The following is an 11,831-nucleotide window of genomic DNA, read 5'->3' as shown; positions in this document are numbered from 1 at the left end:
ACGTTCGGGTCATGTCCCAGCCCGCCAAGTCCTCACGTACACCAGCTACGCCCGACGCGCCGGAGAGTGCCGCAGGCAGTCGCGCGGCCGCGCAGCGGCTCAAGATGCGCCGCGAGTTGGCGGCCGCGGCCATGGAGCTGTTCGCGACCAAGGGGTACGAGGCGACCACGGTCGATGAGATCGCAGCCCAGGCCGGGGTGGCCCGCCGCACGTTCTTCCGTCACTTCCGCTCCAAGGAAGAGGCGATCTTTCCCGACCACGACGACACGTTGATCCGGGCCGAGGCGGTGCTCAACGCGGCGCCCGCGCACGAGCACCCGCTCGACACCGTGTGCCGTGGCATCAAGGAAGTCATGAAGATGTACGCGGCCCGGCCCGAGATCTCCGTGTCGCGCTACAAGCTGACGCGCGAGGTGCCGACCCTGCGGGAGGCCGAGATCGCCTCGGTGGCCCGCTACGAACGGCTCTTCACCCGCTATCTCCTGGGCCACTTCGACGAGCACGCGCACGACGACGACGCCAATGACGATCCGCTGCTCGCCGAGGTCGCCGCGTCGGCCGTGGTGACCGCGCACAATCATGTGCTGCGGCGCTGGCTGCGGGCCGGCGGCCAGGGGGACGTCGAGGCCCAGCTGGACCACGCCTTCGCCATCGTCCGCAAGACGTTCGGCACCGGAATCGGCGCGGGACGGGAGACCGCGCCCATGCCGGCGCCGGCGTCCTCCTTCACGGAGGGGGACGTACTGGTGACCGTGGCCCGGGTCGACGCCCCGCTGGATCAGGTGATGCGCACCATCGAGCAGGCACTCAAGGAACGGTCGTAACTTCCCTCACAGAACCGCGGCCGAGGCCGCTTGTCCCCCACCGCCGGACGGGCTCGATTTGAGCGCGTCCGGCGTTTTTGCGCCCCGAATTCGATCGATCATCGCGCACTCTGATCGATCATCGCTCACGTGTTACGTAAAGATTTCACCTGAGCGCAACTTCTGGCACTCCGTGCCTTGCGGGGTGACACGCCGTGCCATACGTTGAAGAGGTCCGGGCGGCCGGCGTGCAGAGACCTTTCGTACGCCGGCTGTCCCCGCAAGCCAATGGCGAGCGCGCCCGGACGCCTGCGTCACAGGCAACCTCCCGCGCCACAAAGCGCTGCCACAGCACCACCTTCGCCGAACCGACGGCACACCCCTCACCCCCAGCAGCAGCACCGACGTAACCCTCAGCGTCTTCCCTCGGACGCTTATCGCCGGAGGCAACACCGTGAAGGAAATCCTGGACGCGATTCAGTCGCAGACGGCCACGTCTGCCGACTTCGCCGCTCTGCCGCTCCCCGAGTCGTACCGCGCGATCACCGTGCACAAGGACGAGACGGAGATGTTCGCCGGGCTCACCACCCGCGACAAGGACCCCCGCAAGTCGATCCACCTGGACGACGTGCCGGTGCCGGAGCTCGGCCCGGGCGAGGCCCTGGTGGCCGTCATGGCCTCCTCGGTCAACTACAACTCGGTCTGGACCTCGATCTTCGAGCCGCTGTCGACCTTCGGCTTCCTGGAGCGCTACGGCAGGCTCAGCGAGCTCACCAAGCGCCACGACCTGCCGTACCACATCATCGGCTCCGACCTCGCGGGCGTCGTCCTGCGCACCGGCCCGGGCGTGAACGCCTGGAAGCCCGGTGACGAGGTCGTCGCGCACTGTCTGTCCGTCGAGCTGGAGTCCTCCGACGGCCACAACGACACGATGCTCGACCCGGAGCAGCGCATCTGGGGCTTCGAGACGAACTTCGGCGGTCTCGCCGAGATCGCCCTCGTCAAGTCCAACCAGCTGATGCCGAAGCCCGACCACCTCTCGTGGGAGGAGGCCGCCGCTCCGGGCCTGGTGAACTCCACCGCGTACCGCCAGCTGGTCTCCCGCAACGGCGCCGGCATGAAGCAGGGCGACAACGTGCTCATCTGGGGCGCCAGCGGTGGACTCGGCTCGTACGCCACGCAGTTCGCGCTCGCCGGTGGCGCCAACCCGATCTGTGTCGTGAGCAGCGAGCAGAAGGCGGACATCTGCCGGGCGATGGGCGCCGAGGCGATCATCGACCGCAACGCCGAGGGCTACAAGTTCTGGAAGGACGAGCACACCCAGGACCCGAAGGAGTGGAAGCGCTTCGGCAAGCGCATCCGCGAGCTGACCGACGGCGAGGACGTCGACATCGTCTTCGAGCACCCCGGGCGCGAGACCTTCGGCGCGAGTGTGTACGTGACCCGCAAGGGCGGCACCATCGTCACCTGCGCCTCGACCTCGGGCTACAACCACGAGTACGACAACCGCTACCTGTGGATGTCGCTGAAGCGGATCATCGGCTCGCACTTCGCCAACTACCGCGAGGCCTGGGAGGCCAACCGGCTCGTCGCCAAGGGCAAGATCCACCCGACGCTCTCCAAGGTGTACTCCCTGGAAGAGACCGGGCAGGCCGCGTACGACGTGCACCGCAACCTCCACCAGGGCAAGGTCGGCGTGCTCGCGCTGGCGCCCCGCGAGGGCCTGGGTGTGCGCGACGTGGAGAAGCGCGCCCAGCACATCGACGCCATCAACCGCTTCCGGAACATCTGAGGGAGCCCCTAGATGACAGAGCGCCAGAAGGACCGGCCGTGGCTCATGCGGACGTACGCCGGTCACTCGACCGCCGAGGCGTCCAACGAGCTGTACCGCCGCAACCTCGCCAAGGGCCAGACCGGTCTGTCGGTCGCGTTCGACCTGCCGACGCAGACCGGCTATGACCCCGACCACATCCTCGCCCGCGGCGAGGTCGGCCGGGTCGGGGTGCCGGTCTCGCATCTCGGTGACATGCGCCGGCTGTTCCAGGACATACCCCTGGAGCAAATGAACACCTCGATGACCATCAACGCCACCGCCATGTGGCTGCTGGCGCTCTACCAGGTCGTCGCCGAGGAGCAGGGTGCGGACATCACCAAGCTCCAGGGAACGACCCAGAACGACATCGTGAAGGAGTACCTGTCGCGGGGGACGCATGTCTTCCCGCCGGGTCCCTCGCTCCGTCTGACGACGGACATGATCACGTACACGGTGAACCACATCCCGAAGTGGAACCCGATCAACATCTGCAGCTACCACCTGCAGGAGGCGGGAGCCACCCCGGTCCAGGAGATCGCGTACGCGATGTCCACCGCGATCGCCGTTCTGGACGCGGTGTTCGCGTCCGGCCAGATCGCCGAGGACCGCAAGGGCGACGTCGTCGCACGCATCTCCTTCTTCGTGAACGCGGGCGTCCGCTTCATCGAGGAGATGTGCAAGATGCGGGCGTTCGGGCGGATCTGGGACAAGATCACGCGCGAGCGGTACGGCATCGAGGACCCCAAGCAGCGGCGCTTCAGGTACGGCGTCCAGGTCAACTCCCTCGGCCTGACCGAGGCGCAGCCGGAGAACAACGTCCAGCGGATCGTGCTCGAGATGCTGGCCGTGACGCTCTCGAAGGACGCACGCGCGCGTGCCGTCCAACTTCCCGCCTGGAACGAGGCGTTGGGCCTGCCGCGACCCTGGGACCAGCAGTGGTCGCTGCGCATCCAGCAGGTACTCGCGCACGAGAGCGACCTGCTGGAGTACGAGGACATCTTCGAGGGCTCGCACGTGATCGAGGCCAAGGTGTCGGCTCTCGTCGAGGAGTCGCTGGCGGAGATCGAGCGGATCCAGGAGATGGGCGGCGCGATGGCCGCCGTCGAGTCGGGCTACCTGAAGTCGCAGCTCGTCTCCTCGCACGCCGAGCGCCGGGGGCGCATCGAGTCCGGTCAAGAGAAGATCGTCGGCGTCAACATCTTCGAGTCGACGGAGCCGAACCCGCTCACGGCCGACCTCGACGCGGCGATCCAGACGGTCGACCCGGCGGTCGAGGCCCGGGTGATCTCCGCGCTCCAGCACTGGCGCGACACGCGCTACCAGCCGCCCTTCAACCACCCGCGCCCGTGCAAGGCGCTGGAGCGGCTGAAGGAGGCCGCCAAGGGCACCGACAACCTCATGGAGGCCACCCTGGAGTGCGCCCGCGCCGGCGTCACGACCGGCGAGTGGTCCGGGGCGCTGCGCGAGGTGTTCGGCGAGTTCCGCGCCCCCACCGGTGTCTCGTCCGCGCCCGTCGCGGTCACCGCCGAGGAGGGCACCGCGCTCGCGCTGGTGCGCCGCAAGGTGGAACTGACGGCGAAGGACCTCGGCGTCGGCAAGCTCCGATTCCTGGTGGGCAAGCCGGGCCTGGACGGGCACTCCAACGGCGCCGAGCAGATCGCCGTGCGGGCCCGCGACGCCGGGTTCGAGGTGGTCTACCAGGGCATCCGGCTGACGCCCGAACAGATCGTGGACGCCGCGGTCGCCGAGGACGTGCACGGTGTCGGTCTGTCCATACTGTCCGGGTCGCACGCCCAGTTGGTGCCGGACGTGTTGGAGAAGCTGCGCGAGGCCGGCGCGGCCGACATTCCGGTGATCGCGGGTGGAATCATCCCGAACGCCGACGCCGAACAGCTGCGGGCCGCGGGAGTGGCCGCGGTCTTCACCCCGAAGGACTTCGACATCACCGGAATCATCGGCCGTATCGTCGACGAGATCCGCAAAGCGAACAAGCTCGACCCCCTGGAGGTCCCCGCATGACCACGCCCGTCAACCGCCTTCGCCCGCGGCGCTCCTGCCTGGCCGTGCCCGGCTCGAACCCCCGCTTCCTGGAGAAGGCCCAGGGCCTCCCCGCGGACCAGGTCTTCCTCGACCTGGAGGACGCGTGCGCCCCGCTCGCCAAGCCCGGGGCGCGGCACACCATCGTGAAGTTCCTCAACGAGGGCGACTGGACCGGCAAGACGCGGGTCGTGCGTGTCAACGACTGGACGACCGAGTGGACGTACCGCGATGTCGTGACCGTCGTCGAGGGCGCCGGCCAGAACCTCGACTGCATCATGCTGCCGAAGGTGCAGGACGCCCAGCAGGTCGTGGCTCTTGATCTGCTGTTGACGCAGATCGAGAAGACGATGGGCTTCGAGGTCGGCAAGATCGGTATCGAGGCGCAGATCGAGAACGCCCAGGGTCTGAACAACGTCAACGAGATCGCCACGGCTTCCCAGCGCGTCGAGACGATCATCTTCGGCCCGGCCGACTTCATGGCATCGATCAACATGAAGTCGCTGGTCGTGGGCGAGCAGCCGCCCGGCTACCCGGCGGACGCCTACCACTACATCCTGATGAAGATCCTGATGGCCGCGCGCGCGAACAACCTCCAGGCGATCGACGGCCCCTACCTGCAGATCCGCAACATCGACGGCTACCGCGAGGTCGCCCAGCGCGCAGCGGCGCTCGGCTTCGACGGCAAGTGGGTGCTCCACCCGGGCCAGGTCGAGGCGTCCAACGAGATCTTCTCGCCGTCCCAGGAGGACTTCGACCACGCCGAGCTGATCCTGGACGCGTACGACTACTACACGTCCGAGGCGGGCGGCAAGAAGGGCTCCGCCATGCTCGGCGACGAGATGATCGACGAGGCCAGCCGCAAGATGGCGCTGGTCATCTCGGGCAAGGGCCGGGCCGCCGGCATGCAGCGCACGTCCAAGTTCGAAGCCCCGGAGGCCTGAGCACCATGCAGTTCGGACGCACGTACGAGGAGTTCGAGGTCGGCGCTGTCTACAAGCACTGGCCCGGGAAGACGGTCACGGAGTACGACGACCACCTCTTCTGTCTCCTGACCATGAACCACCACCCGCTCCACATGGACACGAACTATGCGGAGAAGACGACGGACTTCGGCAAGAACGTCGTCGTCGGGAACTACATCTACTCGCTGCTGCTCGGCATGTCCGTCCCGGACGTCTCGGGCAAGGCGATCGCCAACCTGGAGATCGAGTCGCTGAAGCACGTGGCGCCGACCTTCCACGGCGACACGATCTACGGCGAGACCACGGTCCTCGACAAGACGCCCTCCAAGTCCAAGTCGGACCGCGGAATCGTCTACGTCGAGACCAAGGGCTACAAGCAGGACGGCACGCTGGTGTGCGTGTTCCGCCGCAAGGTGATGGTCCCCACCGAGACGTACATCAAGGAGCGCGGCGGCGAGCAGCCCGGCCGCCCGGAGCTGCTGGACATTTCAAAGCGAAAGACGGAGAAGTAGCCATGGCGCGACTCGCCCAGACCGCCGGTCTGACCGACATCCAGCAGGAGATCCTCTCCACCGTCCGCGACTTCGTGGACAAGGAGATCATCCCGGTCGCGACCGAGCTGGAGCACCGCGACGAGTACCCGCAGCAGATCGTCGACGGCCTCAAGGAGCTGGGCCTCTTCGGGCTGATGATCCCCGAGGAGTACGGGGGCCTGGGCGAGTCGCTCCTCACGTACGCGCTGTGCGTGGAGGAGATCGCCCGCGGCTGGATGTCGGTGTCCGGCATCATCAACACGCACTTCATCGTGGCGTACATGCTCAAGCAGCACGGCACGCAGGAGCAGAAGGACTACTTCCTGCCGCGCATGGCGCTCGGCGAGGTGCGTGGGGCCTTCTCGATGTCGGAGCCCGCTCTTGGCTCGGACGTTTCGGCCATCACGTCGAAGGCGGTCAAGGACGGCGACGAGTACGTCCTGAACGGTCAGAAGATGTGGCTGACGAACGGCGGCTCCTCAACCCTGGTGGCCGTTCTCGTCCGGAGTGACGAAGGACACCCCGAGGGCACCGCGCCCCACAAGTCGATGACGACCTTCCTGGTCGAGAAGGAGCCCGGCTTCGGAGAGGTCCGCCCCGGCCTCACCATCCCCGGGAAGATCGACAAGATGGGCTACAAGGGCGTCGACACCACCGAGCTCATCATGGACGGACTGCGCATTCCGGCCAATCGTGTGCTCGGCGGGACCACCGGCCGAGGGTTTTACCAAATGATGGACGGAGTGGAGGTCGGCCGCGTCAACGTGGCGGCACGTGGCTGCGGCGTCGCACAGCGTGCGTTCGAACTGGGTGTCTCGTATGCCCAGCAACGTCACACTTTCGGCAAGCCGATCGCCCAGCACCAGGCCATCCAGTTCAAGCTCGCCGAGATGGCTACCAAGGTCGAGGCAGCCCATGCCATGATGGTGAACGCGGCACGCAAAAAGGACTCTGGGGAACGAAACGACCTCGAAGCGGGGATGGCGAAGTACCTCGCCTCCGAGTACTGCAAGGAGGTCGTGGAGGATGCTTTCCGGATCCACGGCGGCTACGGCTTCTCCAAGGAGTACGAGATCGAGCGCCTCTACCGGGAGGCCCCGATGCTGTTGATCGGTGAAGGTACCGCCGAAATCCAGAAAATGATCATCGGGCGCAGGTTGCTCGAAGAGTATCGACTCCAGGGTTAGATGCCCGGGTTCGGGGTGTTTTCTTCGAGAAGAAGATCACACCCCGTCAACACTCTTCGGCCGCCGACTCGGCTTCCTGGCTTGCCCAGTTACGGCCCGCGACCGGTACCATCCCGGGAAAGCCGCCGTCCCCCGTTACAGCGCGGCATCATCCGCTACGAAGGTCATCCATGCCCCACAGCCAAACCTCTGCACCACGCGACAGCCTGGCAGGCGTACGCCTCGCGCGCGGAGCATCGCCGTGGCTTCTCCCGACCGTTGCCACCGCAGCACTCAGCCTCGCCCGCGCGCGCCGCTCCGGCGCCGCCAAGGCCGTGGCCGTACCCGCCACCGCGCTGGCGGCGGGCATGCTGTGGTTCTTCCGCGACCCCGAGCGCGAGATCGCCCAGGGCCGGGTCATCTCGCCCGCCGACGGTGTGGTGCAGAGCATCATGCCGTGGAAGGACGGACGCACCCGCGTCGCCATCTTCATGAGCCCGCTCAACGTCCACGTGAACCGCGCGCCGCTCTCCGGCACGGTGACCTCGGTCGAGCACATCCCCGGTGGGTTCGTTCCGGCGTTCAACAAGGAGAGCGAGAACAACGAGCGTGTCGTCTGGCACTTCGACACCGAGCTCGGTGACATCGAGATGATCCAGATCGCCGGCGCGGTCGCCCGTCGTATCGTTCCTTATGTCCCTCAGGGTACGAAGGTCGAGCAGGGCGACCGGATCGGTCTGATCCGCTTCGGCTCGCGCGTCGACATCTACCTCCCCGAGGGTGTCGAGGTCGATGTGGAAGTCGGTCAGAAGACCGTGGCTGGGGTGACTCGAATTGACCGTGATTGATCCCGAGACACAGGCCGGCTGGGTGCCGGAGGCCGACGAGGTGGACGACGAGGAGGAGATGCCCCTCTCGCTCCGCCTCTCAATAGCGGACACCCTCACCCTCGGCAACGCCACGTGCGGGTTCATGGCGGTGTACTTCACCACCACGGGCATCCTCATCCCGCACCTCACGGGCAGCCAGGAGACGGGCATGGCGCGCCACAGCGCCGCCACGGCCGTCATCCTCATGCTCTGCGCGGCGGTCTTCGACCTCTTCGACGGACTGGTCGCCCGCAAGCTGCGCTCCTCCCCCATGGGCGCCGAGCTGGACAACCTGTCCGACCTGATCAGCTTCGGGCTCGCGCCCGCGTACTTCGTGCTGGTCTACGGCATGGTCGCGGACGACGCGCATCAGCGGGTGGCGGCGGTCGGGGCCATCGTGGTCCTGCTCGCGGTCGTACTCCGTCTCGCGCGCTTCTCCTGCGTCACCGTCAAGGACGGCACGTTCCAGGGCATGCCGTCGCCGTTCGGTGCGCTCACTGTCGTCTCCATCGTGCTGCTGGAGCTGCCGTTCGTCGCCACGCTCATGGCGATCATCGGTACCGCGTGGCTGATGGTGAGCCGGGTCGAGTACCCGAAGCCGCGGGGGCGCCTCGCCGGGGCGATGCTCTCCTGGATCGTACTCAGCATGGGGCTGCTGGCGGCTTGGGCCTTCGACGCGCCGGGCGGTCAGCTGCTCCTCCAGACGGGCTGTGCGCTGCAGCTGGTCATGGGGGCGGTGATCCCCCTCTTCGCCACCGCTCGGAGGGTGAACAACTTCCGGGACAACCGGCGTGAGGCTCGGGCGGCGCAACTGCCGTAGCGGTAGCCGTTGTACGTGCCTGAAGGGCCCCGAACCGGATTGGTTCGGGGCCCTTCGGGTTGTTCGCCCCCGCCGCCCCTGCCCGTCCCGTCCGTTCCTCGGGGCTGCACCCCCAGACCCCCGCACGGGCTGACCGACCTCGTCCTCAGTCGCCGGACGGGCCGGTGATGTCTGGGCCGGGCCCCGTCAGGGGCGCGGGGAACTGCGCGGCCGACCCCCACCCACCCGCAGCGAGAAGACCCCCGCCGGGGTCCAGGGGCGGAGCCCCTGGCGGGGTCGACGGGGCAGCGCCCCTGGGGTGGGACGGGTGGGGGCAGCAGGGCGAAGAGGCGCCTCAGCCCGCGAGGAAGTCCCGCGCGATGTTCTCCGCCACGCGCTCCAGGATCGGCCCGGCATCCGCGATGCACTTCGCGACGTCGGGCTCGACGTCGGTGAGAGGGTAGGCGCGCCGGATGCCCGCCTTGCCGAGGGCCTCGGGGCTCAGGGCGAGCCGCCCGCAGACCGCGACGACCTCCTTGCCCGCCGCGCGGGCGGCGGCGGCGACACCGGCGGGAGCCTTGCCGTGGAGGGTCTGCTCGTCGAGAGACCCCTCGCCGGTGATCACCAACGTGGCACGGTCCAGCGCGGGTGCGAACCCGAGGACATCGAGCATGACCTCGATACCGGGACGGAAGCGGGCGCCGAGCACGAGAGCCCCGTACCCGATGCCGCCCGCGGCGCCCGCACCCGGGGCGGCCGCGTACTCGGCGGCCTTGGGACCGATCGCCTTGTCCAGGACCGTGGCGAAGTGGGCGAGGGCGGAGTCCAGGGTCGCCACGTCCTCGGGAGTGGCGCCCTTCTGGGGGCCGTACACGGCCGGGGCGCCCTTGGGACCCGTCAGCGGATTGTCCACGTCACTGGCGAGGACGAAGTCGACCGAGGACAGCCGGGTGTCCAGGCCGGACAGATCGGCGGTCACGACATCACGCAGCGCGCCACCACCGGGAGCCACCGGCTCCCCGTCCGCGTCCAGGAAGCGCGCGCCGAGCGCGGACAGCATCCCGGCCCCGCCGTCCGTCGTGGCGCTGCCGCCGACGCCGAAGACGATCGAGCGCGCACCGGCGTCCAGCGCGGCGCGCAGCAGTTCCCCTGAGCCGTACGTCGAGGACGTGAGCGGCGCGAAGGCCCCGGCGGGCAGCCGCTGCAGTCCGCTCGCCTCGGCCATCTCCACGACCGCGGTGTCCCCGCGCAACGCGTACGCGGCCGTGACCTCGTCGCCCAGCGGCCCGGCGACGCGCACCTCGCGCCGCTCGAACCCGGCCGCGACCGCCGCGTCGACGGTGCCGTCGCCGCCGTCGGCCACGGGCAGCGCCTCGACCTCGACGCGCGGCGCGACCCGGCGCACTCCGGCCGTCACCCGCTCCGCGACCTGCACGGCCGTCAGCGATCCCTTGAACTTGTCCGCGGCGATGAGCACACGCGGGGTCCGATCCACAGCAGCGTCCGCCACCTTGCATTCCCCTTGCTTTCCGGGCCTTGCTCACGTCAAGGCAGTCGCGCCGCTGCGACCTTAACCGGAGGAAGCCCCCGCCGTCATGCCCCGCCCAGTCGGCGGAATCGCACGGCCCCAAGAAGTGCCCGGCTCGCGGAATGCCGCGCGTGCCCGCCCGGAATTGGGTAAACCGGAGCTATGACCCCTGTGGGCACTGAGCTCGCCGACCGCATCCTCGGGGGCTGGCTGGGCCGGATCGCGGGCAACATGCTCGGCAAGCCGGTCGAGCAGGGCGACCACTGGACGCGGGACCGGATCGACCGTTATCTGCGGCAGGCCGCTGCCCTGCCGCTCATCGACTACCTCCCCGAGCCCGCGGGCGGCAGCGCGGAGAATGACGAGTTCGAGCTGCGGCCCGAGTGGCGCCAGTGCGTACGGGGTCGCATCCACGGCAGCTGCCGTGACGACGACGTCGACTACGCGATCCTCGGGCTCGACCTGCTGGAGACCCACGGTTTCTCCTTCAGCACCGAGCAGGTGGGAGACCTGTGGCTGCTGCGGCTGCCGTATCTGCAGACGTTCACGGCGGAGCGGGCGGCGTACCGCAACCTCGCCAACGGGCTGAAGCCACCACTGACGGCGACATACGAAAATCCCTACCAGGAGTGGATCGGCGCGCTCATCCGCGCGGACGTCTACGGCTGGACCTGTCCCGGGCTGCCGCGCCGCGCGGCAGCCCTGGCCCGCCGGGACGCCGTCCTCTCGCACACCGGCAACGGCGTGTACGGCGCGATGTGGGCGGCGGCGCTGATCTCGGCGGCGTTCACCGCGCCCACCGTGCGGCACGCCCTGGACACCGCACTGACCGTCATCCCCGCGAGCAGCCGCCTCGCGCGCACCGTGCGGCGGGTGCTCACGCTTCACGAGACCCGGATGACCTGGGAGGACACGCTCAGCACGGTGGCCGAGGAGACCGCAGGCCTCGGCTGGATCCACACGATCCCGAACGCCGCGGTCCTCACGGCGGGGCTCCTGTACGGCGACGGCGACTTCACCCGCACCATCACGCTGACCGTCCGCGGCGGCCTGGACACCGACTCGAACGGCGCGACCGCGGGCTCCGTGGCGGGCGTCCTGTGCGGAGCCGCGGCGGTCCCCTCCCAGTGGAAGGATCCGCTGGAGGACACCGTCCGCAGTGCGGTGTTCGGCTTCGACGGGGTGCGAATCAGCGAGCTGGCGTCGCGCACGGTCGCGCTGGTGGGAGCCGAGGCCTAGGGGCTCATGGGGCCGGGTCTAGGGGGTTTCTGATGGATCTCCGTGGAAGAAGGAGCGGCGTTCGGTGCGTGCTCTCGGC

General features: G+C 68.6%; 10 protein-coding genes. 9 read left to right on the top strand and 1 reads right to left on the bottom strand.

Annotated elements, in window-relative coordinates; all coding sequences use genetic code 11:
• Nucleotides 1-11 precede the first annotated feature (11 nt).
• The 8 genes from IEY95_RS39320 to pssA all read left to right on the top strand — a co-directional run bounded on the left by IEY95_RS39320 (nt 12) and on the right by pssA (nt 9,006).
• On the top strand, nt 12-824 hold the full coding sequence (locus IEY95_RS39320) for a TetR family transcriptional regulator (protein WP_229703662.1): 813 nt from the start codon (nt 12-14) through the stop codon (nt 822-824).
• A gap of 433 nt (nt 825-1,257) precedes the next feature.
• Nucleotides 1,258-2,595, top strand: a complete 1,338-nt coding sequence (gene ccrA, locus IEY95_RS39315; protein ID WP_189191030.1) for a crotonyl-CoA carboxylase/reductase — start codon at nt 1,258-1,260, stop codon at nt 2,593-2,595.
• Nucleotides 2,596-2,607: 12 nt separating this feature from the next.
• Nucleotides 2,608-4,635 (top strand): ethylmalonyl-CoA mutase, encoded by a 2,028-nt coding sequence (locus IEY95_RS39310; protein WP_189191029.1) that lies wholly within the window; start codon nt 2,608-2,610, stop codon nt 4,633-4,635.
• On the top strand, nt 4,632-5,597 hold the full coding sequence (locus IEY95_RS39305) for an HpcH/HpaI aldolase/citrate lyase family protein (RefSeq protein WP_095937577.1): 966 nt from the start codon (nt 4,632-4,634) through the stop codon (nt 5,595-5,597). The genes IEY95_RS39310 and IEY95_RS39305 overlap by 4 nt, the downstream gene beginning before the upstream one ends.
• Before the next feature lie 5 nt (nt 5,598-5,602).
• A complete protein-coding gene (locus IEY95_RS39300) occupies nt 5,603-6,130 on the top strand; it encodes a MaoC family dehydratase (protein WP_189191028.1) in 528 nt (175 codons plus the stop codon).
• 2 nt (nt 6,131-6,132) lie between these two features.
• Nucleotides 6,133-7,338, top strand: a complete 1,206-nt coding sequence (locus IEY95_RS39295) for an acyl-CoA dehydrogenase family protein (protein WP_189191027.1) — start codon at nt 6,133-6,135, stop codon at nt 7,336-7,338.
• A gap of 170 nt (nt 7,339-7,508) precedes the next feature.
• Nucleotides 7,509-8,165 (top strand): phosphatidylserine decarboxylase, encoded by a 657-nt coding sequence (locus tag IEY95_RS39290; RefSeq protein WP_189191026.1) that lies wholly within the window; start codon nt 7,509-7,511, stop codon nt 8,163-8,165.
• 22 nt (nt 8,166-8,187) lie between these two features.
• Nucleotides 8,188-9,006 carry a CDP-diacylglycerol--serine O-phosphatidyltransferase gene (gene pssA / locus IEY95_RS39285; protein ID WP_189191145.1) on the top strand — a complete coding sequence of 273 codons (819 nt, stop codon included), beginning with the start codon at nt 8,188-8,190 and terminating at the stop codon, nt 9,004-9,006.
• Nucleotides 9,007-9,340: 334 nt separating this feature from the next.
• Here the strand turns inward: pssA and IEY95_RS39280 are convergent, their stop codons facing one another.
• Entirely contained in the window at nt 9,341-10,495 is a 1,155-nt protein-coding gene (locus tag IEY95_RS39280) for a glycerate kinase (protein WP_189191025.1), read from the bottom strand.
• A 180-nt stretch (nt 10,496-10,675) separates the two neighbouring features.
• On the opposite strand from IEY95_RS39280, the gene IEY95_RS39275 reads away from it, so the two are divergent.
• Complete coding sequence (locus IEY95_RS39275) at nt 10,676-11,752, top strand: ADP-ribosylglycohydrolase family protein (protein WP_189191024.1); 1,077 nt, start codon at nt 10,676-10,678, stop codon at nt 11,750-11,752.
• Nucleotides 11,753-11,831: the final 79 nt, after the last annotated feature.

The sequence above is a fragment of the Streptomyces albiflavescens genome (genome assembly GCF_014645835.1).
Classification (GTDB): Bacteria; Actinomycetota; Actinomycetes; order Streptomycetales; family Streptomycetaceae; genus Streptomyces; species Streptomyces albiflavescens.
This window is presented reverse-complemented; position numbering and strand designations above follow the sequence as displayed.

Excerpts from the sequence above, each read along its gene's own strand:
- IEY95_RS39310 (WP_189191029.1), top strand. The coding sequence starts at position 2,608 with ATGACAGAGCGCCAGAAGGACCGGCCGTGGCTCATGCGGACGTACGCC.
- IEY95_RS39290 (WP_189191026.1), top strand. The coding sequence starts at position 7,509 with ATGCCCCACAGCCAAACCTCTGCACCACGCGACAGCCTGGCAGGCGTA.
- IEY95_RS39300 (WP_189191028.1), top strand. The coding sequence starts at position 5,603 with ATGCAGTTCGGACGCACGTACGAGGAGTTCGAGGTCGGCGCTGTCTAC.
- IEY95_RS39305 (WP_095937577.1), top strand. The coding sequence starts at position 4,632 with ATGACCACGCCCGTCAACCGCCTTCGCCCGCGGCGCTCCTGCCTGGCC.
- IEY95_RS39320 (WP_229703662.1), top strand. The coding sequence starts at position 12 with ATGTCCCAGCCCGCCAAGTCCTCACGTACACCAGCTACGCCCGACGCG.
- IEY95_RS39275 (WP_189191024.1), top strand. The coding sequence starts at position 10,676 with ATGACCCCTGTGGGCACTGAGCTCGCCGACCGCATCCTCGGGGGCTGG.
- IEY95_RS39295 (WP_189191027.1), top strand. The coding sequence starts at position 6,133 with ATGGCGCGACTCGCCCAGACCGCCGGTCTGACCGACATCCAGCAGGAG.